22 protein-coding genes are annotated in these 26304 nt (G+C 67.5%); 12 read left to right on the forward strand and 10 right to left on the reverse strand.

The window, feature by feature from the left end; all coding sequences use genetic code 11:
- The first annotated feature begins 100 nt into the window (after positions 1–100).
- From ACFC0O_RS05830 to ACFC0O_RS05850, 5 genes are read left to right on the forward strand one after another with little or no spacing between them, the layout of a single operon-like run.
- Positions 101–1165, forward strand: coding sequence for an AAA family ATPase (locus ACFC0O_RS05830; protein WP_375955976.1), 1065 nt, complete (start codon positions 101–103; stop codon positions 1163–1165).
- A 2-nt stretch (positions 1166–1167) separates the two neighbouring features.
- Positions 1168–3678: a DUF5682 family protein gene (locus ACFC0O_RS05835; protein WP_375954175.1), complete on the forward strand. Its 2511-nt coding sequence runs from the start codon at positions 1168–1170 to the stop codon at positions 3676–3678.
- Positions 3671–4795 (forward strand): VWA domain-containing protein, encoded by a 1125-nt coding sequence (locus ACFC0O_RS05840; protein ID WP_375954177.1) that lies wholly within the window; start codon positions 3671–3673, stop codon positions 4793–4795. Before ACFC0O_RS05835 ends, ACFC0O_RS05840 begins: the two co-directional genes overlap by 8 nt.
- Before the next feature lie 3 nt (positions 4796–4798).
- Positions 4799–6889, forward strand: coding sequence for a hypothetical protein (locus ACFC0O_RS05845; RefSeq protein WP_375954179.1), 2091 nt, complete (start codon positions 4799–4801; stop codon positions 6887–6889).
- Between the two features lie 41 nt (positions 6890–6930).
- Positions 6931–7374 carry an RpiB/LacA/LacB family sugar-phosphate isomerase gene (locus ACFC0O_RS05850; RefSeq protein ID WP_375954181.1) on the forward strand — a complete coding sequence of 148 codons (444 nt, stop codon included), beginning with the start codon at positions 6931–6933 and terminating at the stop codon, positions 7372–7374.
- Positions 7375–7389: 15 nt separating this feature from the next.
- Here the strand turns inward: ACFC0O_RS05850 and ACFC0O_RS05855 are convergent, their stop codons facing one another.
- The 4 genes from ACFC0O_RS05855 to ACFC0O_RS05870 form a co-directional block, all read right to left on the reverse strand.
- Positions 7390–8991 (reverse strand): acyl-CoA synthetase, encoded by a 1602-nt coding sequence (locus tag ACFC0O_RS05855; protein ID WP_375954183.1) that lies wholly within the window; start codon positions 8989–8991, stop codon positions 7390–7392.
- Positions 8992–9025: 34 nt separating this feature from the next.
- Entirely contained in the window at positions 9026–9487 is a 462-nt protein-coding gene (locus tag ACFC0O_RS05860) for a gamma-glutamylcyclotransferase (RefSeq protein ID WP_375954184.1), read from the reverse strand.
- On the reverse strand, positions 9484–10260 hold the full coding sequence (locus ACFC0O_RS05865) for an MBL fold metallo-hydrolase (protein WP_364631414.1): 777 nt from the start codon (positions 10258–10260) through the stop codon (positions 9484–9486). Before ACFC0O_RS05865 ends, ACFC0O_RS05860 begins: the two co-directional genes overlap by 4 nt.
- Before the next feature lie 82 nt (positions 10261–10342).
- Complete coding sequence (locus tag ACFC0O_RS05870; RefSeq protein WP_375954186.1) at positions 10343–11251, reverse strand: hydrogen peroxide-inducible genes activator; 909 nt, start codon at positions 11249–11251, stop codon at positions 10343–10345.
- Between the two features lie 108 nt (positions 11252–11359).
- On the opposite strand from ACFC0O_RS05870, the gene ACFC0O_RS05875 reads away from it, so the two are divergent.
- The 4 genes from ACFC0O_RS05875 (at position 11360) to ACFC0O_RS05890 (ending at position 14202) form a co-directional block, all read left to right on the forward strand.
- Complete coding sequence (locus tag ACFC0O_RS05875; RefSeq protein ID WP_153806595.1) at positions 11360–11947, forward strand: peroxiredoxin; 588 nt, start codon at positions 11360–11362, stop codon at positions 11945–11947.
- 40 nt (positions 11948–11987) lie between these two features.
- On the forward strand, positions 11988–12527 hold the full coding sequence (locus ACFC0O_RS05880) for a carboxymuconolactone decarboxylase family protein (RefSeq protein ID WP_364631408.1): 540 nt from the start codon (positions 11988–11990) through the stop codon (positions 12525–12527).
- A gap of 214 nt (positions 12528–12741) precedes the next feature.
- Complete coding sequence (locus tag ACFC0O_RS05885; protein ID WP_375954187.1) at positions 12742–13482, forward strand: HNH endonuclease family protein; 741 nt, start codon at positions 12742–12744, stop codon at positions 13480–13482.
- 27 nt (positions 13483–13509) lie between these two features.
- Positions 13510–14202 (forward strand): PhzF family phenazine biosynthesis protein, encoded by a 693-nt coding sequence (locus ACFC0O_RS05890; protein ID WP_364631403.1) that lies wholly within the window; start codon positions 13510–13512, stop codon positions 14200–14202.
- Positions 14203–14334: 132 nt separating this feature from the next.
- On the opposite strand, the gene ACFC0O_RS05895 is transcribed toward ACFC0O_RS05890, so the two are convergent.
- A complete protein-coding gene (locus ACFC0O_RS05895) occupies positions 14335–15558 on the reverse strand; it encodes an aspartate aminotransferase family protein (protein ID WP_375954189.1) in 1224 nt (407 codons plus the stop codon).
- A 202-nt stretch (positions 15559–15760) separates the two neighbouring features.
- The gene (locus ACFC0O_RS05900; RefSeq protein WP_375954191.1) at positions 15761–16501 is read right to left on the reverse strand and encodes a DUF5134 domain-containing protein; all 741 of its coding nucleotides are present in this window, start codon (positions 16499–16501) and stop codon (positions 15761–15763) included.
- A 179-nt stretch (positions 16502–16680) separates the two neighbouring features.
- Here ACFC0O_RS05900 and ACFC0O_RS05905 point away from each other — a divergent pair, with 179 nt between their 5' ends.
- Positions 16681–17271 carry a VanZ family protein gene (locus ACFC0O_RS05905; protein ID WP_375954193.1) on the forward strand — a complete coding sequence of 197 codons (591 nt, stop codon included), beginning with the start codon at positions 16681–16683 and terminating at the stop codon, positions 17269–17271.
- Here ACFC0O_RS05905 and ACFC0O_RS05910 read toward each other — a convergent pair.
- Positions 17205–19034, reverse strand: a complete 1830-nt coding sequence (locus tag ACFC0O_RS05910; protein WP_375954195.1) for a hypothetical protein — start codon at positions 19032–19034, stop codon at positions 17205–17207. The two genes, ACFC0O_RS05905 and ACFC0O_RS05910, sit on opposite strands and share 67 nt — an antisense overlap.
- 3 nt (positions 19035–19037) lie before the next feature.
- Positions 19038–20096 (reverse strand): ATP-binding protein, encoded by a 1059-nt coding sequence (locus ACFC0O_RS05915; RefSeq protein WP_375954197.1) that lies wholly within the window; start codon positions 20094–20096, stop codon positions 19038–19040.
- A gap of 124 nt (positions 20097–20220) precedes the next feature.
- Between ACFC0O_RS05915 and ACFC0O_RS05920 the strand changes: the two genes are divergently transcribed.
- Positions 20221–20676: a GNAT family N-acetyltransferase gene (locus ACFC0O_RS05920; protein WP_375954199.1), complete on the forward strand. Its 456-nt coding sequence runs from the start codon at positions 20221–20223 to the stop codon at positions 20674–20676.
- Position 20677: 1 nt separating this feature from the next.
- Here the strand turns inward: ACFC0O_RS05920 and ACFC0O_RS05925 are convergent, their stop codons facing one another.
- A complete protein-coding gene (locus ACFC0O_RS05925; RefSeq protein WP_375954201.1) occupies positions 20678–21322 on the reverse strand; it encodes a Pr6Pr family membrane protein in 645 nt (214 codons plus the stop codon).
- A 137-nt stretch (positions 21323–21459) separates the two neighbouring features.
- On the opposite strand from ACFC0O_RS05925, the gene hrpA reads away from it, so the two are divergent.
- Entirely contained in the window at positions 21460–25623 is a 4164-nt protein-coding gene (gene hrpA, locus ACFC0O_RS05930; RefSeq protein WP_375954203.1) for an ATP-dependent RNA helicase HrpA, read from the forward strand.
- 139 nt (positions 25624–25762) lie between these two features.
- On the opposite strand, the gene nrdR is transcribed toward hrpA, so the two are convergent.
- Positions 25763–26242, reverse strand: a complete 480-nt coding sequence (gene nrdR / locus ACFC0O_RS05935) for a transcriptional regulator NrdR (RefSeq protein ID WP_364631378.1) — start codon at positions 26240–26242, stop codon at positions 25763–25765.
- Positions 26243–26304: the final 62 nt, after the last annotated feature.

Consider the following 26304-nt stretch of genomic DNA (forward strand, 5'->3'; position numbering starts at 1 on the left):
CTCGCGCACCACCACCGCACGGCACGCCTGTCGGCCCGGCTCGCTACAGTCGGCCCGATCGCCATACGCACCAGGGGACATTGTGACCAGCACCGAACATATGCAGCGCCCGCCCGCCGAATTGCGCTGGGCGCAGGATCTGGAGCGGTTGCGCGCGGCCGATACCGCGCCCAAGCCGCCCGGGTGGGCGCTGAGCGTGGATGCGGCCAAGCGGTTCATCGTCGGCGATCCGAAGCTCGGCATCGCCAATAAGTTCGTGGGCGATGCCTCGCTGGTGGATCGGGCGCTGGTGAGCCTGGCCACCACGCGCGGACTGCTGCTCACCGGTGAGCCGGGCACCGCGAAATCGCTGCTGTCGGAACTGCTTTCGGCGGCGATCTCCGGGGATTCCACACTGACCATTCAGGGCGGTGCGGCCACCACCGAGGATCAGATCCGGTACGGCTGGAATTACGCGCTGCTGGTGTCCGAGGGTCCGTCGGAGCGGTCCATCGTGCCCGCGCCCATGATGCGGGGTATGCGCGGCGGCAAGGTGGTGCGGTTCGAGGAGATCACCCGCTGCCCGCTGGAGGTGCAGGACTCGATTCTGTCGCTGCTGTCCGATCGGGTGCTGGCGGTGCCGGAGCTCGGTGAGATGGTGTATGCCACGGCGGGTTTCAATGTCATCGCCACCGCCAATACCCGCGACCGCGGCGTGAACGATATGAGCGCGGCGCTCAAGCGGCGGTTCAATTTCGAAACCGTCTTCCCCATCGGGGATTTCGCGGCGGAACTGGCACTGGTCGAGGCCGAGGCCGAAACCCTGTTGCGCAAATCCGGGGTGCCGCAGGCCCCGCCGCGTGACGTGCTGGAGGTGCTGGTCACCGCGTTCCGTGAATTGCGCACCGGGGCAACCGATTCGGGAACTCCACTGGACCGGATGTCCTCGGTCATGAGCACGGCCGAGGCCGTATCGGTGGCGCACGCGGTCGGACTGCGCGGCTGGTATCTGCGCGGTGAGGCCGGGGACGGCGCGGATATCGTGCACTGCCTGGCCGGTACCGCCGCCAAGGACGATCCCGACGATCTGGCGCGGTTGCGCCGCTATCTGGAGCAGCAGGCCCCGCGCAAATCGGGTCCCGCGTGGAAAGCGCTGCACAACGCCCGATTCCAGCTGCCGGGCTGAGCATGAGCCTGGAGACGACGGTGACCGCCGGATCGGTGCGCGTCACCTTCATCGGGGTGCGCCACCACAGTCCGGCCTGTGCGCGGCTGGTGCGCGACACCATTCGGGAGTTGCGGCCCGCGCACGTGCTCATCGAGGGACCGGCTGATATGAACGATCGGCTCGATGAACTGCTGCTCGGCCATGAACTGCCGATCGCGGTGTTCAGCAGCTACCGGGACAGCGAGACGCGGCATATGTCCTGGGCTCCGCTGTGCGACTATTCGCCGGAGTGGCTGGCGCTCACCGAGGGTCACGCGGCCGGGGCGCAGGTGCGCTTCATCGATCTGCCCGCCTGGCATCACGCCTTCGCGGGACAGGAGAACCGCTACGCCGACGCCGAACGGCGCTATGAGCGCGCGGTGGAACGACTCTGCCGCGAATTCGCCGTCGACAATATCGACGCGCTCTGGGATCACCTCTTCGAACTCGAGTCACCCGAAACTCTCGCCGAACGCCTCGCCGCCTACTTCGAATTGGTGCGCGGAGATGACGACGCCTCCCCCGGCGATATCGCCCGCGAGGAATACATGAGCCGCTGGATCGACGCGGCCGTCGCCGACCTCACCGAGAGCGATGCGGCCGCGGCGAACATCGTGGTGGTTACCGGCGGCTTCCACCGGCCCGCACTGATACGCCGCCTCCTCGGCACCGCCGCGGAGGCAGCCCACCCGCCCGCCCGAGGGGAGGCCGGGCCGGGTCCCACTGCCACCTCGAAAGGCGTTGATGGACAGACGGAATGGCCCGCGGTTCCACCGTTCCCGGGTGCGGGCATCGGCGGGAGTTATCTGGTGCCGTTCAGTTTTCAGCGGTTGGACGCGTTCGCGGGCTACCAGTCGGGCATGCCGTCACCCGCGTACTACCAGCGGCTGTGGGAGCACAGCGCGCGGGAGGCGGCCGAGAGCGTGACCGAAGCCGTGGTGCGGCGATTACGGGAACGGGGACAACCGGTTTCCACCGCATCGCTGATCGGGGCACGCACGCTCACCATCGGGTTGAGCCGCCTGCGCGGGCATGAATCACCCTCGCGCACAGATGTTCTCGACGGTCTGGCGGGCGCGCTCATCACCGAGGCGCTGGATCATCCGCTGCCCTGGACGGGGCGCGGCCAATTGCGCGTGGGCACCGATCCCGTCGTGGTGGAAATGGTTGCGGCGCTGTCGGGAACGCGGGTGGGACGCCTGCATCGCAGGACTCCGCATCCACCGCTCGTGCACGATGCCGAAGCCGAACTCGCGCGGTGCGGGGTGCCCGACACCGGCCGCTTCGACGTCGATCTCGCGACCGATTCCGGGATCGCGGCCAGTCGCCTGCTGCATCGGCTGCGTGTTCTCGGCATCCCCGGCTACGCCCGGACCGCCGGTCCCGCGATCGGCAGGCCGCCGGAATTGACCGAGACCTGGAAGATCACCACGACCGACCTGCGCCTGCCCCAGCTGATCGAGGCGGGTTCGCTCGGCGCGACCTGCGCCGAGGCCGCGGCCGCCCGGCTCGGCGAGCGATTCGCGCACGCCGGTTCCGAGACAGGCGAACTCGCCACGGTGCTGTTCGACGCCACGCTGTGCGGGCTCTCCGAACTGACCGGGCGCATTGTCGACGCGGTGCGCGGGCACATTGCCGCGGCGAGCGCACCCGGCGGGCTCGGACGGCTGCTCGGCGTGACATTGGGCCTGTGGCGGCATGATCGACTCTTCGGAACCTCCGACTCCCCCACCCTGGCCACCCTCATCGACGCGGCGGTATTGCGCCTGCTCTGGTTGATCGAGGGTATTCGCGGCGGTCCCGCACCCGCCGACGACGAACTGCTGAAAGCCATTGCGGCCGTGCGTGATGCGGCATTGCACGCCGGTCCGGTGCTGACCATCGCACGCTCGGATACGGTCGGGGTGTTCCAGCGGTGCACCGCCGCCGACCGGCCGCCGGCACTGCGCGGCGCGGCACTCGGCGCGGTGGTATCGCTGGCCCCGCACGAGAGCCTGGATATCGCCCGCGCCGTACGCCTTTCGGGCGCACCGGACGTGCTCGGCGATTTCCTCGCCGGACTCTTCGCCCTCGCCCGCGAACAACTCACGGAAGAGTCGGCGCACACGACCGCTTCCGGCACAGCGGCCGCCGGAATGGTGGCCGACCCGGCCTCGGCCGTAACGGCCTCGGGCACAACGTCATTGCTCGCCGTAATCGATGAGTTGGTGGCGCGGTTCGGCGCGGAGGAGTTCCTGGGCGCGCTGCCCGCGCTGCGGCTGGCCTTCGCGTGGTTCCCACCGCGTGAGCGGGCCGCCATCGCCACCAAGTTGCTAGAACTGCGCGGGCTCGACGGCTCGGGTTCGGCACTGCTGCGCCTGCCCGTCGATGCCGAACTGCTGGCCCGGGCGCGGGTGGTGGAGGAGCGGGTGGATCGGCAATTCGCCGAGCACGGGCTGTTCGGCGAATCATCCTTCGGCGCAATGGAACCCAGTGGAGCCGCACATGACTGACATCGATCCGGCGCTGGAGCGCTGGCGGCTGATTCTGGGCGCGCCCGGCAATGGCGTCTGTGGTGGATCCGGGCTCGGCGCGGAGGCGGCGGGACAGGACGCCGCGCTCGACTGGCTCTACGAGCGTGACGACGATCTCGACCAGCGGGGCATACGCCGCACGGGCGGCGACGGACCCTCGATCGTGCACGCGGTCGACTGGCTCGACGATATCCATCGCCTGTTCCCCAAGGCCACCATCGAGCGGCTGGAACGAGATGCCGTGCAGCGCTACGGCTTGCACGATGTGCTCACCGATCCCGGGGTGCTCGAACGCCTGGAACCCAATGCCGAACTGCTCGGCGCGGTGCTGCGCACCAAACACCTGATGAATCCGGAAGTGCTCCGGATGGCCCGCCGCATCGTCGAACAGGTGGTGCGCGATCTCATGGAGCGCATGGCCGCCGAGATCCGAGTCTGCTTCACCGGCACCAGATCCCGCCGTCCCAGCCGGATTCCGCGCGCGGCCGACTTCGATTTCCCGAAGACGGTGCGCGCCAACCTCGCCCACTATCGGCCCGAGGAACAGCGGCTGTACGTGGAGACCGCGCACTTCCGCGCGCGCACCCGCAAGCATATGGACAATTGGCAGGTCATCCTGCTGGTCGACCAATCCGGATCGATGGCGAGTTCGGTCATCCACTCGGCGGTCACCGCGGCCTGCCTGTGGAATCTGCCCGGTATCAAAACCCATCTGGTGGCCTTCGACACCGATGTCGTCGACCTCACCCGCGATGCGGACGATCCGGTCGAGTTGCTGATGAAGGTGCAGCTCGGCGGCGGTACCGATATCGCCCGCGCGGTCAGCTATGCCGCGCAGCTGGTGGAGCAGCCGCGCCGCACCATCATCGCGCTGATCAGCGACTTCTACGAGGGCGGTGATCCCGGTGCGCTCATTCGAACCTCGGCGGCACTCGTCGCGGAAGGCGTCATCATGCTCGGCCTCGCCGCCCTCGACGAACAATCGGACCCCGCGTACGACCGCGAAACCGGCCAGCGCCTGGCCGATGTCGGCGTGCACATGGGCGCGATGACACCCGGCGAGCTCGCCGGTTTCATCGCAGAAGCGATCGGATAACCCATGCGCGCGGATCTGCTCGCCCTCACCGACGATTCACTCATCACGCTCGCGAATCGCGGCATCTTCAAACGCGCGGTCAAGGAGAACACCGCCACCCCGCCCGAGGTGACCGAATCCGCCGACGGCACAGTCGAAGCCGTCTTCCCCGATGCCACCCGCACCACCCTCACCCCCGGCATCACCCTCGAAGCCGCCCCCTGCACCTGCGGCTCCACCACCATCTGCCGCCACCGCATCATGGCGGTGCTCGCATATCGCACGGTCGCCGCCGACAGCGCTGACAGCCACGGCACCATCGCCGATCTCGGAACGGCGGTCGCCGAGGGCGGTGCGGATACGGGCGGCCAGGCACCCGCTGACAACGTCGTCGGTTCGTCCGTCGAAATCGCCGCTGCGACAACCGGAACCGCCGATGATGCATTGAGCACCGTGTCCCCGCCCACCGCGCCGTGGTCCCCCGCCGCCTTCACCGATGACGAACTGCGCGAGCTGCTGGGCGCACGCGCCTTCACCGCCGCCAAGAAGGCGCTGCGCGCCGGGTACCGCGCGACCGTGCGCCGGGCGACCGATCGGGATCCCGTCCCGGCGGTCGAATTATCCGCCGTCACAGTGCGATTCCTGGTTCCCGGTGAGCTCGGCTACGCACGCGCCGACGCCTCGAAGGGTGCGCGCCCCGATGCCATCGCGCTCGCGGTGTGGGCGTTCCGGCTCGCCGACACCCTCGATCCGGCAGCCGACACCCTGGAGGTCACCGTCGGCGACTCCGCCGACGGCTCCACCGCCGTGGCGGCGGCCGCCACCGTGCTGACCCCACTGGCCGATCTGCTGAATGACGGTGTGGCCCACGCCGGTCCGGCACTGCCCGCGGTGTTCAGCGCCGCGTTGCGCACCCTGGATTCGGCCTCCGCGCGCTGGCCGCACGACGCCCTGACCGAGCTGCTGGATCAGCTCACCGCGTATCGCGACCGCAGCGCCCGGCATGATCCGCTGCATACCGCCGCCCTCGTCACCGAACTCGTCGCCCGCCATCGCGCGAGCGCGCGCGACTGGGTGCCGGTGCTCGGCACCGAGGAGGCCGCGCGCACACCGCTGCGGCATCTGCGACTCACCGGCCTGGGTGCGCGCATCACCGGTGACAGCGAATCCCGCACCGTGGAAACCTATCTCGCTCATCCCGAGGCCCGCATCGTGCTGACCCTGCCGGTCACCGCCGCCATCGCGGAGGGTGCGGCCGCGCCGACGGCCACCGCCCTGGCCGCCCGCCGTACCGGCACCGCGCGGCTGGCCGATCTCGCGGCGGGCAATGTGGTGACCGAATCGGCCGTTCGCTCCGCCAATCGCACGGTGCGCCTGGCGAGCAGCCGGGTGGCCCGCACCTCGGTGCTCCCCTCCACCGGCGACTGGTCCACGCTCCCGCCCGAACTGCTCATCACCGATCTCGACGCCGAGGCGGCCCGCCTGACCACGCTGGCCCCGGCCGTCATCTGCCCCCGCGTCCACGGTGCGTCACTGCGCGCGGTGGCGGTCGAGTCGATCGGTGAAATCCGTTACCTCCCAGGCGAACAACGGCTCGAAGCCACCCTGCACGCGCCCACCGGCACGGCCACGATCACCCAAACCCACAGTGCCGCAGCGCCGGGAGCCCTGGACGCCCTCGCCCACACGCTGTCCGGTGACGCGGGCGCACCGCGCTATATCGCGGGCTTCCTGCATCGCAGACACGGCCGATTGCACCTGACGCCGACCGCGGTGGTGGCGGGCGCAACCGTGGTGGTCCCCTGTTTCGCCAATACCGCGCACGCCATCGGGAACGCGGCCGCGGACATCCATCGGGACCCCCTGTCCGAGGCCGTCACCACCGCCCTGGCCCTGACCGCCGAAGTCCCGCACCGGGGCATTCGCCACCTGCCGCCGAGCTGGTTCACCAGGGCCGCGGAAACCGTCGCAGCCCTGCGCCGCGTCGGCCTCCGCACCGCCGCGACCGCCCTCGACACCCTCCGCCACGCGCTGGGTTCCGCACGCGGCCGTCCGGCCCTCGACCTGTGGGTCACCACCCACCTGCGGTTACAACTCACCGCCGACCAACTGTGAATCGCTGAATCGCGGCCGCCACACGGTTCACAATGGGCGTTATGCGTATTTCCGTAGCGGCGGACGAGAACACCGGGGTCGCGGCCGAAGTGGTGTCGGAACTGCGGCGACGCGGGCATGAGGTGCAGGTGCACGGCGCACTCGAGCCCGACGAACGCGATGACTGGGCCTGGGGCAGCGCCGCGGCCGCCTGGGATGTCGCGGAGGGACGCGCCGAACAGGCGGTGGTGTGCTGCTGGACCGGAACGGGGGCCTCGATCGCGGCCAACAAGGTCCCCGGCATTCGAGCCGCACTATGCGTGGACAGCTACACCGCCGCGGGCGCACGGCGGTGGAACGATGCCAATGTGCTGGCGCTGAGCCTGCGCCTGACATCGCGGGCATTGCTCAGCGAAATCCTGGACGGCTGGTTCGGCGGGGCCGCCAGCGACGATCCGGACGATGTCGCCAACATCGAACATCTGGATCGGATCGCCGACTTCTGAACCGACCGGATCGGATCAGCCCCGCGCGAGATGCACGTGCGCGGTGCGCAATTCGCGTTTGAGGATCTTGCCGCTCGGGTTCTTGGGCAGTGCCGCAACGAAAGTCACGAACTTGGGCACCTTGAATCCGGCCAACCGCTCCTTACAGTGCGCGATGACCGATTCGGCGGTGACGGTCTCGCCCGCGCGCACCACCACGACTGCCGTGACCGCTTCGATCCAATGCGGATGCGGGATGCCGACCACGGCGGCCTCGGAAATCCCCGGATGCTGGAAGAGCACCTCCTCGACCTCCCGGCTGGCCACGTTCTCACCGCCGGTCTTGATCATGTCCTTCTTGCGATCGACCACGCTGAGGTAGCCGTCGGCATCCAGCACGCCCAGATCGCCGCTGTGGAACCAGCCGTCGCGGAAGGCATCCGCGGTCTTCTCCGGATCGTTCCAGTAGCCGAGCATGGCCTGCGGGGAGCGGTGCACGATCTCACCGATGACCCCGACGCCCACGGGAACGCCGTCGTCATCTACCACGCGGGTCTCCACATTCAATGCGGGGCGGCCCGCCGAACCCGGCTTGGTGAGCTGATCCTCCGGTGCGAGAACCGTTGCCAGCGGGGCGAGTTCGGTTTGACCGTAGAAATTCGCGAGTCCGACGCCGGGTAGGCGTTCGGCGAGTTCGTGCAGCACCTCAACCGGCATGATGCTCGCACCGTAGTAGCCCTTGCGCAGTGACGACAGGTCGTAGCTGTCGAAATCGGGGTGGCGCAGCAGCGATAGCCAGACCGTGGGCGGGCAGAAGAGTTTGGTGGCACGCTCGGTCTCGACGGTGCGCAGAATGGTGGCCGGATCCGGGCCTGGCAGCAGAATGCTGGTCGCGCCCAGGTAGATATCGGGCGTGAGGAAGCAGTGCAGCTGCGCGCAGTGGTAGAGCGGCAGCGCGTGCACCTCGATATCGTCGGCGCTCATGCGGCCGTCCACGATCGCGCTCACATACTGGGCGATCAGGCCGCGTCCGGACATGATCGCGCCCTTGGGCCGGGATTCGGTGCCGGAGGTGTACATGAGCTGCACCGGATCGTCGTCACCGATGTGCACATCGGGTTCGAAAGCGTCGGAATGGTTTTCCCACGCCGAGGCGTCCTCCCAGCCCGCCGCGACCGGCAGGCCGTTCAACCCGATCCAGCCGAAGAGCCGAATGTCATTGTCACCCAGCTGTTTCACCGCGGCTTCGGCCTCGGATCCGAGCGCGTCCTCGGCGATCAGGCCGGTCGCGCCCGAATGCCGCAGGATGTACGCCACCTCATCGGCGGTGAGCATGAAATTGATCGGCACCGATATCGCGCCCAGGCGAGCCAGCGCGAAGTACAGCAGTACGAACTCGCGGCAGTTGTGCGAGTACAGCGCGATCCGATCACCCTGCGCCACACCGCGATCGGCGAGGCCGTGCGCCACCCGATTCACCGCCGCGTCGAGTTCGGCGAAGCTTTCGCGGCGCTCCCGCCACACCAGGGCGGTCTTGTCCGGCACCCGGGCCGCGGTGCGCCGCAACAGTTCTCCGAGTCCCTGCCGCCGCGCACCCGCGACCACGCCATTACCGTCCGAAGCACCCGCTGCACTCATGCCAACACGTTCTACCGGACGAATGTGGCCCGCGTCATACAGTCCCGCTGAGCAGGACCAATTCCCGCCGCCAGGCCGCGCACTGCCGAACGTAGTCCGCCAGGTGATCAGCGGCGAAGTCACGGGCCGACCAATCGCCGGACTCGACCGCTTCGGTCCAGGCGTAGGTCCAGGCATAGCTCACTCGCTTGCCCACGTGTACGCAGACCGGGGACAGGTCGTATTCGTCGTCCTCGAATTCATCGAGCACCCACCACTGCGTGCGGGTGAGGCCGGTGAGCAGGAAACCCTGTGCCGCACCGGATTCGGCGTGGACGAGGCCGGGGTAGATCTTCCCGGGCAGGGCGGCCACTCGGCGACCCGGCACCGTCGCGGGCCGCAATTCCATTGTGCAGCCGATCAATTCGGTCAGCACCTCGGGGAAGCGCAGCGTGCCGTAGACGAACAGCGGGGCATCGCCGCTCGGCAATCGGCGCGCCCAGGAGCCCTCACTCACCGCCCGGTCCAGCGGGCGAAGACCGCGGCATCGTGCGAATTGACGATGCTGATCTGATGGCCGTGCAGGCGCTTGAGTTCACGCAGACGCCGCTGATTCTCGCGATAGGCATCCCGCACGATCGCACCCTGTTCGAAAACCTGCACCAGGAACGGCGTATTCGGCTGTTCGGGATCGATGGTGCTCTCGGTCATGAACGCGTCACCGGCGTGCAGCAGCCAGCCGCGCCCGGTATCGACCGCCACACCGGCATGCCCGCGGGTATGACCCGCCAGCGGGACGGCCAGGATCTCCGGCGGCAGGCCGGGCAGATCCCGCACCGCGGTGAAACCGAACCAGTCCTGACCGCCGTCGACCTCGTTGACCATCCATTTGGGGCCGTGCTCCCACTGCTGCGCGCGATAGCGCAGGCGCTCGGACAGCGTGGGCGTGGCGGTGGCGGCACGGAATTCGGGACCGTGCACATGGATGGTGGCCTCCGGAAAATCGGCCAGGCCGCCGGAGTGGTCGAGATCCAGATGCGTGAGGATGATGTGCCGCACATCGCGCGGGTCGTACCCGAGTTTCTGCACCTGGTAGATCGCGGTCTCGGTCTCGCGCAGCTTCGCGCCGAGGGTGAATCGGCTCGGCCCCACCATTTTCCCCGGCTCCCGTACGCATCCGAGCCCGAATCCGGTGTCGACCAGTACGAGTTCGGTCCGCGTCTCGATGAGTAGGCAGTGGTCGACCAGGCCGAAGGCCATGGTGCCGCAGTTCAGATGGTGAATCCGCATGGCCCCGAGCGTCCCAGACGCATCCGAACCGGTCAATTGGAACGCGGCGCGCCCGGTGTACGCCCCTGGTGACGGCGACGTTTCAGTGCGGGCGATGACTGCGGATGATCTCGGCCAGGCGTTCGTAATCCTCACCGCGCGCGGTGGAGGCGCGATAGGCCAGACCGAGCGTGCGCCCGGGCGCGGGTGCGGCGAAGTGCGCGATATCCAAAGTGCCGCGCGAGGTTTCGGCCGATACCGCCATCTCCGGAATCAGCGTGACACCGAGATCGCCTGCGACACACTGCACCACGGTGGCCAGCGAGGCGGCGCGGGTGTCCCCCACCCCGCCCGGATGCGCGTCATGGGTGCGGCACAGGTCGAGAGTTTGATCACGCAGACAGTGCCCCTCATCGAGCAGCAGCAGCGGTAGCGCGTCCATATCAGCGGGTTTCAGATCCCGCCGCCCCGCGAACTTGTGCCCGCGCGGGACGACCAGCACGAATTCCTCGGTATAGAGCGGAATCTCGACCAGTCCGGTGGCATCGGCGGGCAGCGCCAGCAGCGCGACGTCCAGCACTCCGGAGCGCAGCCCGTCCAGCAGGCGCGCGGTTTGATCTTCGATCACATGCGGAACCAGGTCCGGCAGCTCGCGGCGTAGCTCAGGTAGCAAGGTGGGCAGCACATATGGAGCAACCGTCGGAATGATGCCCATGCGCATGGTCCCGCCGAGCCCCGATCCGGCAGCGGATGCGACAAATCGGTCAGCCGCCTCGAGTGTCGCCATCGCTTGCGGCAGAAGCCTTTTACCTGCGGGTGTGACCAGTACGCGACGCGTACTGCGTTCGATCAATTGCAGACCGAGTCCGTTTTCCAGTGATGCCAGCGCCTGCGATAACGTGGGTTGGCTCACGTTCAGCCGAGCCGCCGCCGTACCGAAATGGCGGTATTCGGCAATCGCCACGAACGCACGCAGCTGCGACAGGGTTGGCTGATAAGTTTGATCAGTCACGCCTATCAGTATAGTGCGACCGATCACCTTTACCTTTTACCGAGGCTTGGGCAAGATCGGCTGCGGCAGTCACGACACGATCGATTCGACTACATACAAGGAGCACACATGGCCCTGCTGACCATCGGCGACCAGTTCCCCGCCTACAACCTGACGGCTGTCATCGGCGGTGACCTCTCGAAGGTGAACGCTCAGCAGCCCGACGACTACTTCACCCAGATCTCGAGCGACGACCACGCCGGCAAGTGGCGCATCGTCTTCTTCTGGCCGAAGGACTTCACCTTCGTCTGCCCGACCGAGATCGCCGCCTTCGGCAAGCTGAACGAGGAGTTCGCCGATCGTGACGCGCAGGTGCTCGGCGCGTCCGTCGACAACGAGTTCGTGCACTTCCAGTGGCGTGCCCAGCACGAAGAGCTCAAGACCCTGCCCTTCCCCATGCTGAGCGACCTCAAGCGTGAATTGGCCGCCGCCACCGGTGTTCTCAATGCCGACGGCGTCGCGGACCGCGCCACCTTCATCGTGGATCCGAACAATGAGATCCAGTTCGTTTCCGTCACCGCCGGTTCCGTCGGCCGCAATGTCGACGAGGTGCTGCGCGTGCTCGACGCACTGCAGTCCGATGAGCTCTGCGCCTGCAACTGGAAGAAGGGCGATCCGACCATCAAGGCCGGCGAGCTCATGACCGCTTCGGTCTGATTTCTTTCGAACCTGCTCTGACACAAAAGGATTGCGCGCTGTGACCATCGAGAACCTCAAGAACTCCCTGCCCGAGTACGCCAAGGACCTGAAGCTGAACCTGTCCTCGATCGCACGCACCACCGTGCTGACCGAACAGCAGCTGTGGGGCACCCTGCTCGCGTCGGCGGCGGCCACCCGTTCGGCCACCACGCTGCGCGAGATCGCCGAGGAAGCCGCCGACATCCTGTCGGAGGAGGCGTACAACGCCGCACTGGGCGCCGCTTCGATCATGGGCATGAACAATGTCTTCTATCGGGGCAAGGCGTTCCTGGACGGTAAGTACGACGATCTGCGCGCGGGCCTGCGCATGCAGATCATCGGCAACCCGGGTGTGGCCAAGGCCGATTTCGAGCTGTGGTCGTTCGCGGTGTCCTCGATCAACGGTTGTGCCCACTGCCTCGAGGCGCATGAGCACACCCTGCGGGAAGAGGGCGCCTCGCGTGAGGTGATCTTCGAATCGCTGCGTGCCGCCGCGATCGTGGCCGGTGTCGGCCAGGCCGTGGCGTCGACCGAGGCGCTGGCCACCGCCGCCGTCTGATTCCGGTCGAATCCGGGTCGCATCCGGTCGAATCCGTAGTTCGAGAAGGCCGCACACCCCCGGGTGTGCGGCTTTTTCGTGTCTTCACCTCGGGTACATCGCGGTTATGCGTGGTGAGGCTTCGATGTGATATTTGCCAATGGTTAGCGGCAATCGGATCACCGGTCGGCAACATTGTCTGATTCATCCGGTTCAGCCACTTAGACTCCCCCGCATGCCCACGCGTCCCCGGACCACCGCACGACGCCGCTGGCGCAAGTTCCTCGCCACCACGGTGGTGCTCGCGGCCGTGGCCGCGATCGGATTCACGCTCTGGAGCAATCGCCAGGACGACCCGCGGCCGGACACCCCGGCGGCCGATCCCGGCGGGACGCCGCTCCCCGATACCCGGCAGGCGCGCGGGGATCTGGACCGGCTCACCATCGCCTGGAATCGCAATTGGGAATCCTATGACCGCACCGCCTTCGGCCCCGGCTGGTCGGGGCGCGGCGGGGAACCGGTGCTGACCGGCGGCTGCACCGCGCGCGAGACCGTGATGAAGCGGGATCTCACGGAAGTGCGCCTGGCGGACAGTAATTCATGCATGGCGCTCGCGGGGGTGCTTGTCGATCCGTATACCGGCGAACGGCTGCCGTACGACCGGTTCAAAGCCTCCGATATCGAGATCGATCATGTGGTCGCGCTCGGTGACGCCTGGCGCTCGGGGGCTTCGGAGTGGAGTCCGGAGCGGCGTGAGCAGTTCGCCAATGACATCGGCAATCTGCTCGCGGTGCAGAAGCAGGCCAACCAGGACAAAGGGTCCAAAACGCCGGATCAGTGGCGGCCGCGCACGGCCTACTGGTGCGATTACGCGCGGCGCTGGGTGGCGGTCAAATCCCGCTGGGCGCTCACCGTCCAAGCCACCGAGAAGAGTGCCCTGACGGAGATGCTGGGAACCTGCACACCTCCCGCATAGCGGTAACCGTGGGTATGCTCGGGACTCATGGGCATTCCGGAAAGTGATGGCGCACAGATCGAAGTGGTTCGCGTGTTCACCGACGCGGCGGGCCGATTCGGCAATCCGCTCGGCATCGCCCGCGCCGCCGATGTCGAAGGGGTCGATCATCAGGCCCTGGCCGCCCGGGTCGGATACAGCGAAACCGTCGTGGTGCAGGAACCCGAGCACGAGCGCACCAGCATGCGGATCTACACCCCGGCGGTCGAACTGCCGTTCGCCGGGCATCCCAGCGTCGGCACCGGCTGGTGGCTGTTCCTCAAGGGGCATCCGGTGTCGGTCATCGATGTGCCCGCCGGACCGGTGGACGTCTCGGTCAGCGATGGCATGACCTGGGTGCGCGCCCGCTCGGAATGGGCGCCCGCCTTCACCTTTCACCAATTCGAGAGCATCGAGGAGATCGCGACGCTCGACCCCGCCGACTTCCCCGAGGGCAAGCATTACGTCTGGGGCTGGAGCGATGAGGCGCGGGGTGCGGTGCGGACGCGAATGTTCGCCCCGGCCATGGGAATTCCCGAGGACGAGGCCACCGGCGCGGCGGCCATCGCCCTCACCGCCAACCTGCGGCGCGGGCTGTACATCACCCAGGGCGAGGGGTCGCAGCTGTTCACCGAATGGGATTCGGACGGCTGGGTACGGCTGGGCGGCCGAGTGGTCGAAGATCACCCGGTAGTCATCTAGCGGCAGGGCCGCACCCCGTCATCCCGGCGTGTCTTTGGCCGGGATCCACACCGTTCAGCGCATGCGCCGCAGGTGTGGATCCCGGCCAAAAGCGTGCCGGGATGACGAACGGAAAGTGCCGGATGAAGCGGATCAGCCCAGTGCGGCTGCGAAGCCCGCCGCCATTTCGGCGATCTGCTCCTCGGTGATGACGAAGGACGGGGAGATCTGGAGTGCGCCCTGACCGGCGGCGCGGCCCGAGATACCGTGCGCCCGCAGGGTTTTCACGAACGGCATGGCCTCGGCGGGATCGGCGAGCTGGACCGCGGCGACCGCGCCCAATCCGCTGCGCACCTCGGCGACCCGGGGGTGCTCGGCCAGCGGCGCGAAGTGCTTGTGCAGCAACCCTTCCAGGTTCTTGCTGGCATCGAGCAGATTCTCGCGCTCCATGATGTCCAGGTTGGCCATGGCGGCGGCCGCGGCGGCGGCGTGGCCGCCGTAGGTGTAGCCGTGCCGGAACCAGGTGCCGCCCGCGAAGAACGGCTCGGCGATATGCGGGGCGATGAAGACCGCGCCCATCGGGATGTAGCCGGAAGTCAGACCCTTGGCGGTGGTCATGAGATCGGGCTGCAGGTCGAAACGCGAAGAGGCGAACCAGGATCCGCCGATGCGGCCGAAACCGGTGACGACCTCGTCCGCGACGAACAGGATGTCGTTCTCGCGGCAGATCTGACGCACCTCGGTGAGGTAGCCCTCGGGCGGCAGGTAGACCCCGCCCGCGCCGATGATCGGCTCGGCGAAGAAGGCGGCGATACGGTCCGCGCCGACCTCCTCGATCAGCGCCAGCAGCGCCTTGGCGTCATCCCAGCCGATGGTGCGGGCATCGGGCATGAATTCGCCGTAGCCCTCGTGGTTGACCGGGATGCCCGCGAGCGAGGTACCGGCCACATGCATGCCGTGGTACGCGCGCTGACGGCCGACCACGATGGTCTTGCCCGGCTTGCCCTGCACATTCCAGTAGCGCCGCGCGAGTTTGACGGCGGTATCGATGCCGTCGGACCCGCCGGAGGTGAAGAAGATCTTGCTGCCGGGGACCGGGGCGATGCCCGCGAGCCGCTCGGCGAGATCGCGCAGCACCGGCGAGGCCAGGTCACCGAAGTTCGAGTAGTGCGCGATATCGGTCAGCTGCGCGGCGACCGCGTCGGCGATCTCCCGGCGGCCGTGGCCGACATTGGTGAACCACAGTCCGGCCGTGGCGTCCAGGTACCGGGTGCCACCCTCATCCCAGATGTAGGCGCCCTCACCGCGCGCCACCACGAACGCGCCACCGCTCTCGACAGCACCCATATCGGCGAAGCCATGCCACAGCGAACCCATCCCGCACCTCCGTCACACCGACACCGACGGCCCCTTCCCGGGCGCGCCGCACACCACACCATCACACCATCACGACGGTGAGCAGCGCGAACGACCCCCGCCCAAGCGGTTGGTATGGCACTTCCGTCGGCCCCGGGTCAGGACGCAGGCGTCGACCGCGCCCGGCCAGCCGCTCGTGCGCGCAGCCGAGAATCGCTCCGGCTCAGCCCGCGACCGCGAGGACGAGCATGTAGGCCGTCCCGATATCCATCACCAGATGCGGCACCACGGCCGTCGGCCCCGTGCCCACCGGATGCGGGAACACATGCCGCAGTACCCGGCGCGACCACGGCACCGCCATCACCACCGCGTCGACCGTGAAAAGCGCGGCCAGGGTGAGCATCAGCCAGGGCGCGGGCCCGCCCGACATATGCATACCGTGCTCCCCGTGCCCGCCCATGGCGTACAACATCGCCCCGGCCGCCACCACGTGATAGCCGAACGCGGCCACACTCACGCTGCGCCACCGCACGATTCGCGCCGCCAGCAGCGCCGCGTACACCACCACCATGGCCGTCAGCACTCCCCGCAGCGCACGCGGATCAGCCGCCGCCGGAAACACCAGCATGGCCAGCATCACCAGGCACATGAGCAGATGCGCCGCGTCCGACTCCTGATCGAGCCCTCGAAACCCACTGCCCGCCAATACATTTCCCTGACCGGACATACCCGCCCAGCCCACCGTGGACACCGGTTCGGAAACCTCACCCCACCCGTGCGCATACCCCCGGCCCGACGCGGCGCTTCCCCGCACCGTCGCGTTGCCCTCACCCTCCCCAGCCGTCGTAGCCGCACCGGCGGGCCGCACCGAGGACAAGCGCCCCAGCACAATCACCAGCGCAACACCGAACGCGGCCGCCACCACCCAGCGCAGCGCCGCGTACTCATGCACGAATTCCGCCACACCCCACCACCTCTCAGCGCGGAGTCCCGATCACCTCCATGGTGGCATCGAACTCCCCTCCCCGGCACTGCCTTTCCCCCGCCGAACCCCCGGCGCGTCACCGCCCCACGGAATCCGAAGCGCGCAAGATCCTCACATTTCCCCATGGGCTCCTCGAAACCGACCGCTAGCTTGTTGCCATGCGGCAGGTATGGGAGATGTGGGGTGGGGTGCTCACGGCGTGGGCGCTCGCGGTTCCGGTGCTGACGGTGGGGATTTGGTTCGTGCTGTGGGTGCGGCGGGAACAGGTGCGGGCGGTCGCGGTGCGGAAGACGGTGACGGAGGCCGGGATTCTCATCGGCACGGTGCCGTGGATCTGGATGATCCTGACTCCGACCGGAGGGGAGCGCGAGGTCAGTCTGCTGCCGCTGCGCGATCTCTTCGAAACGCTGGCTGATGGCCCCGAGAAGGCGTTCGTACAGGTGGGCGCGAATCTGATCGTGTTTCTGCCCTTGGGCCTACTGCTGCCCCTGCGCCTGCCGCGCTTCACGGGCGTGCTCCGGATGTTCCTGGTCGGCGCGGCGCTCTCGGGCCTGCTGGAGATCGCCCAGTACGCGTTCGATCTCGGCCGCGTGTCCTCGGTGGACGATGTCCTCATGAATGCGTCCGGCGCGGCGATCGGTGCGGCGCTTACCGGCCCCGTGTACAGGCTTGCCGTTCGGGCTCAGCTCATGCGGAAGACCGGGCCGCGCGGGCGGAACGGGAGGGAAGCGCCAGCGGGGATCAGGTAGGCGTGTTCGGTGCGGACGCGGAGCACATCGCACATGCCGTCGGTGATGATCAGGACCGGGGCCTCGGAGGGGAAGTCCTCGGCACGTTCGAGCAGACGGATGCCGGGCTGCAATACCGTGCCGCCACGGCCGCGCACGCGAACTCGCGAGGCGATGTCATCCACCGGCAGGTAACCGGCATCGTGGGCGGCCGCGTCGCAGTAGATGACCCGAGCGCGCGGCACATCGCGGGCGCGAGCATAGGCGGCGATCGCACCCAGGCCCTTGCCCATGAGGGTGGCGGACATGGAACCCGAGGTGTCCAGGACCACGCCGAAGGTAGGCAGCCGGACCGATTCCTCCGGCCGCATCCACGCCGGGCGCGGGATATCGGGGGTCGAGGACTGGCGGCGGGAGGCACGCGCATAGCTGCGGCGCTTCTCGACGGCGGGAACGAATTCGTCGAACCACTGCGCCAATTGGGCATCCCACGGAAGCGGCGGCTGATCCAGGGCGCGGATCTCCTGTTCCAGACCGGCGGGCAGCAGACCACGGCCACTGGACAGGTGATAGGCCAGACCGTTGGCGAGCGCGCCCCGGTAGTACTGATCCAGATCCACGTATCGGCCGGGAGTGCCGCCGTGCGGCAGTGGTTCGCCGAAGATATCGCCCTGCCCGCGCCCGCGCAGGGTCGCCAGGCGGCGCATGCGACGCAGGTCTCCCGCGATGCGGTCGTAAATCTGTTCCGCCGAAAGACCTTTCAGCTCCGGGTCGTACAGCAGCCCCTCGGGCAGCTCCCCCACGCCCATTTCCGCCAGCCAGCCGTTGACCACGTAATCGCACGCGATATTGAACAGATAGTGATCCCGCCAGGCCGCCCGCTCACCGTGTCGCAGTGCGGCATGCAGCATTTCGTGCGCGAGAACGAATTTCCACTCCTCATCGGTGAGCGCGGCGAACGGATTGACATAGATCTCCGCGGCCTCGGCATTCACCGCCGCGATCGAAATATCCCAGCCGCGAGCCACTTCCGCCTCGGCGACGATCTTCATTCCGGCGGCGAGCGCGCCGAGCAACGGGTAGGAGGAGACGAACCAGTTCAGCGCGCGATCCCACGGCCGCAACACCTGCTGCTTACCGCGCGTGACATCACTACCGGCGATATCCAGGGCAGCCCGTGCGGCCTCGCTGATCCCGATCGCGAACTGCCTGCCGAAATCCTGATTCTTGGCGTTCTCAGCGGTGCCGATGAAGAAATCGGGGAGGTCCGGCTGCCGGTATCGCTCGGGAACCCCGGTGGGCCACCAGCGTTCGGCAAGCGCGACCTCGTCGGAGCCGCCGGGTGCGGACGGCAGATCCACCGGGGCACGGCCGACCTTCAAGGTCAGCAGGTACTGATCCACCACGGCGCAGCACGCCGCGCGATACACCGGATGCGGAGACAGCGGATCGTTGAGCCTGAGTTCGACGAGCACGTTCTCTTCCAGCACTCGCGCGGGCTTGTCACGCGGATCGGCGTGCCCGAAACCCAAGTGCAGCAGCAGATGTGCGAAATGCCAAGCCCACTCCTCCGGTTCGGCTCGCCGCTTCGGATTGAAAAAGACTGTGCCGGAACCGGATACCACCGCCCACACCTGCGGCGGGAGTTCCCCCTGAGCCTCGTACAACGCGCGCCGCGCCCAGCGGAACAGCGGGTTCTCGCACACCAGCGCCCACCCGGCGAGCATATTCGCGTGCCAGGGGTCCACTACCTTGCGGCGCTTGCGCGTAGATCGTCCCGCCATCGACTACCGCCGCGCCGCCAGTCGCGGCAGATCCCGCGTGACCTCGATCAGGAACCAGGTCGGCAGCACCGGCACCCCGTCGTCATCGGCGGCGATCACCAGCTGCGCGCATTCCACCGAGATCTCCGCGAGCTCGGTGAGCATGCTCTTCGCCCGCAGCACAAAGCGTTTCAGCCCCGCCGAGGCGTGCTCCCGCGATTCCGGCAGCTCCTTGATCAGGCGGGCGCGAAACGCCTCGGACAGGAAGAACAGCAGATCGCGGTCCGCGGGCTCACGCGGCCAGCCCGCATCACCCTTGATGACCGCTTCCAGATCGAACGCGTGCCGCACCGTCTTGACGAAGGCGCGGAACCCGGAAGCGTGTGCGGTGGTGAGGGTTCCGGAGGACAGCACCCACAGCGCGGTGTCCTCGATCCCATTTCCGTAGGAGTGCAACGCATCCGAGAGCATGTGCCAGCCGCGCGGGGTGGAGAACGGCTGCTCGGTCTTGGGCGGGGTGGCCCACAGATGATCGGGTCGCTGCGTCAGATACTCCACCACCCAGGGGTGAATATCGTTGTGCGCGGCCCACTTCAGCCAGTCGTCGACATCGGCGCGCAGGTGTACGTGCACCATGCGGTTCACCAGCGCCGAGGCCATGGGCCGGGCCAGCGCGTTATCGGTGGCGCGGTTACCGGCCCCGATCACCACCGATCCGGCGGGCAGTTCGTAATTGCCGACGCGGCGATCGAGAATCAGCGAGTAGAAGGATTTCTGCACCTCGGCGGGCGCGGCATTCAACTCGTCGAGGAACAGGCAGTACGGCTGTTCGCGGGCGATCATCTCCGGCGGCGCGAAACGGCTGCGATCATTCACGATCTGCGGCACCCCGATGAGATCCTCCGGGGCGAGCTGGGTGCCGAGCAGGGTGACGCACTCCAGTCCGAGCGAATCGGCGAATGCCCGCACCAGCGAGCTCTTCCCGATTCCGGGCGCACCCCACAGAAATACCGGCCGCACCACCGCGACGTGCAGCAGCAACTCCGGCAACTGATCCGGGGTCACCGTGACAGTCGCTTCCATCGATCCCTTTCCTGGATTCGAACGAACTCCGAGGTTAGAACCGGGTCCATCGCACTGGCCAGCGAATTTCCCGGCGGTCACCGGCCCGATCCTGCCGACCAACCGGTATCGATAGCCTGGACGTATGCGCATTGTGATGGACGATCTGTCCGGATCCGAGGTGATCGGGCTACTGGAGGACCATGTGGCCGAGATGCTGGAGAACTCCCCCGAGGACAGCATGCACGCGCTGGACGTGGCCGCGCTGCGCAAGCCCGACATCACCTTCTGGTCGGTCTGGGAGGGCGATGAACTCGCGGGCTGCGGTGCGCTCAAGGAACACGATCCCGGCTTCGCGGAGATCAAGTCCATGCGCATGACCACGGCATTTCGCGGGCGCGGAGTGGCCTCGCTGCTGCTGCGGCACATCATGGACCAGGCCCGGGCGCGCGGATACACGCGACTGAGCCTGGAGACCGGATCCGGGGATTTTTACGCGCCGGCGGTGCGGCTGTACGAACGCCACGGGTTCGAGCACTGCGGGCCGTTCGCGGACTACACCGACGATCCGCACAGCGTATTCATGACGCGCGAACTCTGAATCAGCTGATGTGCGTGCGGCTTTCGCGCCAGAAGCGGGCGACCATACCGTTCAGGGCGAGCACCGAGGCGGCCAGGAAGGCGAAGACGATCGCCAGCAGCACCAACTTGCCCGCCAGCTCCAGGTAGCCGGGGCCGCGCGGATCGATGAACGGATACGGGTACCAGTCCACGATCGCCCCGCGGATCAGCGTGTACACGCCGTACAACAGCGGGTAGATGAGCAGTCCGCCGATCATGCGGACGGTCAGCTTCACCGCGGGCGCGACGACCAGCAGCCAATCGGCCAGCATCACGATCGGGATGATGCGGTGCAGGACCGAATTGGTCCACTGGCCTTCCATCTGCACATCGATATTCGACAGCAGCAGCGCGTAGATGATGCCGGTGATCACCATGTACAGCACGGCTCCGCAGCGCAGCAGCTGCCAGCGCCGGTCGCCCGGATCGCGCACGGCCCCGACCAGCAGCACCACCATGGCCAGAAGGTTGGACTGAATGGTGAAGTAGCTGAAGTAGTTCGCGTACGAATACCCGGCGGTGTGGATATTGCGCAGCGGTCCGTCCAGCAGGGCGACCAGGGTGAGCACACCGAAGGCGAACCGCAACCCTCGAATCCACAAAGGCGTCCCAGCTGTGGTGTTCATTGCCCGATGGTCGCATGCGACGGACCGGAAACGCGGACGATACGCCGATACAGCACACATAGGGCAATCACCCCTCAGCGAAATGCGCCACCGCGCCGAGCGGTCCGGGCAATGACTTCGCTACGCTTGACGGTGCAATGACCAGGACTGCCGCCACTTCTCGCGAGCTGCGTTCCCGCCTGGCCGACCTCTCGATCCGCGACGAACATCGGTTGCGTCGGCGTCTCGACCAGGTCCGCGGCGGTGACCTCACTCAACTCGAAACAGATATCGACGCCGCTCAACGCCGCGTCGACGCCCGCCGCGCCGCCGTGCCCGAGATCCGGTACCCGGAACAGCTGCCGGTGTCCGCGCGCCGCGACGATATCGCCAAGGCCATCGCCGAGCATCAGGTCGTGATCGTGGCCGGTGAGACCGGCTCGGGTAAGACCACCCAGATTCCGAAGATCTGCCTCGAACTCGGGCGGGGTGTGCGCGGCACCATCGGGCACACCCAGCCGCGGCGACTGGCCGCGCGCACCGTTGCCGAGCGCATTGCCGAGGAACTCGGCGGTGAACTGGGTGATGTGGTCGGCTATACCGTCCGCTTCACCGATCAGGCGTCGGATCGCACGCTGGTCAAGCTCATGACCGACGGCATTCTGCTTGCCGAGATCCAGCGGGATCGGCTACTTCGCCGCTACGACACCATCATTATCGATGAGGCGCATGAGCGGTCGCTCAATATCGACTTCCTGATGGGATATCTGAAGCAGCTGCTGCCCAAGCGGCCGGATCTCAAGCTCATCATCACCTCGGCCACCATCGATCCGGAACTGTTCGCCCGGCACTTCAGCGATGAGAAGGGCACGCCCGCACCGATTGTGGAGGTGTCGGGGCGATCCTTCCCGGTGGAGATCCGGTATCAGCCGCTCTCGCTGGAGGTTCCGCTCACCTCGGATGATCCCGATGACGAGGACACGCAGGTGGTGGATCGCGATCCCACCGATGCCATCGGGGACGCGGTGCGCGAACTGCTCGCCGAGGGCGACGGGGACATTCTGGTGTTCCTGTCCGGTGAGCGCGAAATCCGCGATACCGCGGACACGCTGCGCGATATGCGATTGCCGCGCACCGAGATTCTGCCGCTGTACGCGCGGCTGTCGGCGGCCGAACAGCACAAGGTGTTCAGTTCGCATGCCGGGCGGCGCGTGGTGCTGGCGACCAATGTCGCCGAGACCTCGCTGACCGTGCCCGGGATTCGCTATGTGGTCGATCCCGGTACCGCGCGTATCTCGCGGTACTCCATGCGCACCAAGGTGCAGCGACTGCCCATCGAACCGATTTCGCAGGCATCGGCGCGACAGCGCTCGGGGCGTTGCGGTCGTGTCGCGGACGGTATCGCCATCCGGCTGTACTCCGAGGACGACTTCGAATCGCGGCCGCAGTTCACCGAACCCGAGATCCTGCGCACGAATCTGGCCGCGGTCATCCTGCAGATGACCGCGCTCGGGCTCGGCGATATCGAGAGTTTCCCGTTCGTGGAGGCCCCCGACAATCGCGCGATCCGCGATGGCATCGCACTGCTCGAGGAGCTGGGCGCGCTCGCCCGGCGCACCGAGGAGGCCGACCGGGCCGAAATACCGGACGCCGGACTGGTTCTCACGCCCATCGGCCGGGAAATGGCGCAGCTGCCGGTGGATCCGCGCATGGCGCGCATGCTGGTCGAGGCCAATCGCACCGGGTGTCTGGCCGAAGTGCTGATCATCGTCGCCGCACTGTCGATTCAGGATGTGCGCGAGCGCCCGGTGGAATTCCAGCAGGCCGCCGACACCAAACACGCCCGCTTCAATGTGGACGGCTCGGACTTCCTGGCGTACCTCAAACTTTGGGACTACCTCGGCGAGCAGCGTAAATCGCTGTCCTCCAACCAGTTCCGCCGCATGTGCCGCGACGAATTCCTGCACTACCTGCGCATCCGCGAATGGCAGGATCTGCACGGCCAGCTCCGCACCATCACCCGCGGTCTCGGCTGGTCCACCGAGAGCGACCAATCCGCAAGCGGTGCACAGCGTTCCGAGGACATCGAACAGTCCGACGGCGGACGCCCCGAGAGCGGCCGCAGGAACCGCCGCGGCGGCGGACGCAGCACCGCGAACAAGGCTGCGGGAGCGGAGAATTCCGCGAACTCGGGCAGGGGCGACCTCTCCATTCGGCTGGCGGCACAGGCGGCCGCGGCGGATGAGGCCATGCCGTGGGATGTGACGTCGATTCATCAGGCGTTGCTGGCGGGCATGCTGTCGCATATCGGGGTGCGGGAGGCCGAGAGCCGGGAGTTCCTGGGCGCGCGCAATGCCAAGTTCATGATTTTCCCGGGGTCATCGCTGGCGAAGAAGGCACCGCGCTGGGTGATGGCCGCCGAGTTGGTGGAGACGTCGCGGCTGTGGGGGCGGACGGCGGCTCGGATCGAACCCGAATGGGCCGAGCGACTCGCCGGGGAGTTGGTGAAACGCACCTACTCCGAACCGCATTGGTCGTCCAAGCGGGGTGCGGCGCTGGCCTACGAGCGGGTGACGCTGTACGGGATTCCGCTGGTCACGCAGCGGCGGGTGGATTTCGGGCGGATCGATCCGGAGCTCTCGCGCGAACTGTTCATCCGGCACGCACTGGTGCAGGGCGAATGGCAGACGCGACACGAGTTCTTCGAGCGGAATCGCGAATTGCTCGACGATGTGGCCGATTTGGAGCATCGGGTGCGGCGACGCGACATCCTGGTCGACGATCAGGTGCTGTTCGATTTCTACGACGGCCGCATTCCGGCCGATGTGGTGTCGGTGCGGCATTTCGACAGCTGGTGGCGCAAGGCGCAGCGACAGGATCCGGCACTGCTGGATTTCACCGCCTCGACCGTGGTCAATGAGGATGCGGCACTGCTGGATCCGACCGCGTACCCGGACAGCTGGCGGCAGGGTGAGCTGATCTTCCCGCTCACCTATCAATTCGAGCCCGGCAATGCCGATGACGGTGTGACGGTGCATATTCCGGTGCCGCAGCTGGCGCATGTGCGCGCGGTCGGCTTCGACTGGCTGGTGCCGGGTATGCGCGAGGAGCTCGCCACCGCGCTCATCAAGACCCTGCCCAAACAGCTGCGCCGTCTGGTCGTGCCCGCGCCAGACTTCGCGAATGCCGCACTGGCGGCGCTGACTCCACGCGCGGAACCGCTGCGCACCGGGCTGGCGCGCGAGCTGTCCCGGCTCGGATCGGCCACCATCGCGCCCGCCGATATCGATCCGGCGGCGCTACCCGATCATCTGCGTGTGACTTTCGCCGCCACCGACGGCGCGGGCACCATCGTCGATCGTGACAAGAGTCTCGCGGCGCTGAAAACCCGTCTCGCACCGCAGGTGTCGAAATCGGTGGCGCGGGCGACCGCCGCCGCCGAGCGCGCCCCGGCCGCGGTGTGGACCTCCGAATCGCTCGGCACGCTGGAGCCGACGGTGCGCCGTCAGGTCGGCGGGCAGACCATTACCGGTTATCCCGCACTGGTTTCCGAGGGTGACGGCGTCGCGGTGCGGGTGCTCAGCTCACCCAATGAGCAGGCCGCGGCCATGCGCACCGGTACCCGCACGCTGCTGCTCAACGCGCTGCCCACCTCGGCACGGTCGGTGACCGCGGCATTGCCGCCCACCGATCGCCTTGCGCTGAGCCAGAATCCGTACGGTTCACTGGACGGACTGCTGGAGGACTGCCGTGCCTGCGCCGCCGATGAACTGATCGCCAAGCACGGCGGTCCGGTGCGCAGCCCCGAGCAGTTCAAGGCGCTGGTGGACAAGGTGCGCCCGAATTTCACCGGAACCGTCGCCCAGACAGTGCGTTTGGTGGTCCCGGTCCTGGCGGAGGCGCATCGCGTACGTGCGGCGCTGGCCGACACCCGCGACCGCGAAGCCGCCCAGGACGTCACCCATCAACTCGACGATCTGGTCTTCCGCGGCTTCGTCTCCGAATGGGGCAGTACGCGTTTGCGCGAACTGCCCCGCTATCTGGAAGCAGCCCGGCTGCGTCTGGAAGCACTCCCCGCCTCGGCCAATCGCGATCGCGCGGGCATGGCCGAGTTGGACCGCGTGCACGCCGCTTACGATCGCCTGCTGGAACTGCTCCCCGAAGGCCGCCGCAATGGCCGCGACATCCTCGAAATCTGGTGGATGATCGAGGAACTCCGCGTCAGCCTCTTCGCGCAGCAGCTCGGCACTCCCTACGCCGTCTCCACCAAACGCATCGAAAAGGCCATCGACGCCGCCCGGCGGCCCCCGGCCAAGCGCTGACCAACGCCGTGGCGTATCCGGGCGCTCATCGGAACCCTGTACGGCGGCTCGCGCGGGCGCGGGCTATATCCAACCGGTCGTGCCCACCCGCTTTCGAGCAGGTGGGCACGAATTCGTTTGGTGGCGGAGGGGTTATCCGTCAGTCGGAGGCGGTCGCGCCCACCGCGTGTTCGGCGCGGTGTTTGCGGAGCGAGGCGATCTCCTGCTCGAAATCCTCGGCGGAACTGAAGGATCGGTACACCGAGGCGAAGCGGAGGTAGGCGACCTCATCGAGATCGCGCAGCGGGCCGAGGATGGCCAGGCCGACCTCATGGCTGGGCACCTCGGGAGAGCCCTTGGCGCGCACCGCATCCTCGACCTGCTGTGCGAGCAGGTTGAGAGCGTCGTCATCGACCTCGCGGCCCTGGCAGGCACGGCGGACACCGCGCACCACCTTCTCGCGGCTGAACGGTTCACTCACGCCGCTGCGCTTGACCACCGACAGGATCGCGGTTTCGACCGTGGAGAACCTCCGCCCACACTCCGGACAGGCACGTCGCCTTCTGATGGCGCTGCCTTCTTCGGCCTCACGCGAGTCGACCACCCTCGAGTCTGGGTGACGACAGTACGGGCAATGCATCCGGGGGATCCTTCGTCGGGGCCTGGGCTCCTCAGCAACCTCGAGGATACCCGGACCGGCGA

The sequence above is a fragment of the Nocardia sp. NPDC056100 genome, from assembly GCF_042266325.1.
Lineage (GTDB): Bacteria > Actinomycetota > Actinomycetes > Mycobacteriales > Mycobacteriaceae > Nocardia.

Excerpts from the sequence above, each read along its gene's own strand:
- nrdR (WP_364631378.1), bottom strand. The coding sequence starts at position 26,242 with ATGCATTGCCCGTACTGTCGTCACCCAGACTCGAGGGTGGTCGACTCG.
- ACFC0O_RS05835 (WP_375954175.1), top strand. The coding sequence starts at position 1,168 with ATGAGCCTGGAGACGACGGTGACCGCCGGATCGGTGCGCGTCACCTTC.
- ACFC0O_RS05840 (WP_375954177.1), top strand. The coding sequence starts at position 3,671 with ATGACTGACATCGATCCGGCGCTGGAGCGCTGGCGGCTGATTCTGGGC.
- ACFC0O_RS05925 (WP_375954201.1), bottom strand. The coding sequence starts at position 21,322 with ATGAACACCACAGCTGGGACGCCTTTGTGGATTCGAGGGTTGCGGTTC.
- ACFC0O_RS05855 (WP_375954183.1), bottom strand. The coding sequence starts at position 8,991 with ATGAGTGCAGCGGGTGCTTCGGACGGTAATGGCGTGGTCGCGGGTGCG.
- ACFC0O_RS05845 (WP_375954179.1), top strand. The coding sequence starts at position 4,799 with ATGCGCGCGGATCTGCTCGCCCTCACCGACGATTCACTCATCACGCTC.
- ACFC0O_RS05875 (WP_153806595.1), top strand. The coding sequence starts at position 11,360 with ATGGCCCTGCTGACCATCGGCGACCAGTTCCCCGCCTACAACCTGACG.
- ACFC0O_RS05905 (WP_375954193.1), top strand. The coding sequence starts at position 16,681 with ATGCGGCAGGTATGGGAGATGTGGGGTGGGGTGCTCACGGCGTGGGCG.
- ACFC0O_RS05885 (WP_375954187.1), top strand. The coding sequence starts at position 12,742 with ATGCCCACGCGTCCCCGGACCACCGCACGACGCCGCTGGCGCAAGTTC.
- ACFC0O_RS05895 (WP_375954189.1), bottom strand. The coding sequence starts at position 15,558 with ATGGGTTCGCTGTGGCATGGCTTCGCCGATATGGGTGCTGTCGAGAGC.
- ACFC0O_RS05890 (WP_364631403.1), top strand. The coding sequence starts at position 13,510 with ATGGGCATTCCGGAAAGTGATGGCGCACAGATCGAAGTGGTTCGCGTG.
- ACFC0O_RS05910 (WP_375954195.1), bottom strand. The coding sequence starts at position 19,034 with ATGGCGGGACGATCTACGCGCAAGCGCCGCAAGGTAGTGGACCCCTGG.
- ACFC0O_RS05830 (WP_375955976.1), top strand. The coding sequence starts at position 101 with ATGCAGCGCCCGCCCGCCGAATTGCGCTGGGCGCAGGATCTGGAGCGG.
- ACFC0O_RS05865 (WP_364631414.1), bottom strand. The coding sequence starts at position 10,260 with ATGCGGATTCACCATCTGAACTGCGGCACCATGGCCTTCGGCCTGGTC.
- ACFC0O_RS05920 (WP_375954199.1), top strand. The coding sequence starts at position 20,221 with ATGCGCATTGTGATGGACGATCTGTCCGGATCCGAGGTGATCGGGCTA.
- ACFC0O_RS05850 (WP_375954181.1), top strand. The coding sequence starts at position 6,931 with ATGCGTATTTCCGTAGCGGCGGACGAGAACACCGGGGTCGCGGCCGAA.
- hrpA (WP_375954203.1), top strand. The coding sequence starts at position 21,460 with ATGACCAGGACTGCCGCCACTTCTCGCGAGCTGCGTTCCCGCCTGGCC.
- ACFC0O_RS05915 (WP_375954197.1), bottom strand. The coding sequence starts at position 20,096 with ATGGAAGCGACTGTCACGGTGACCCCGGATCAGTTGCCGGAGTTGCTG.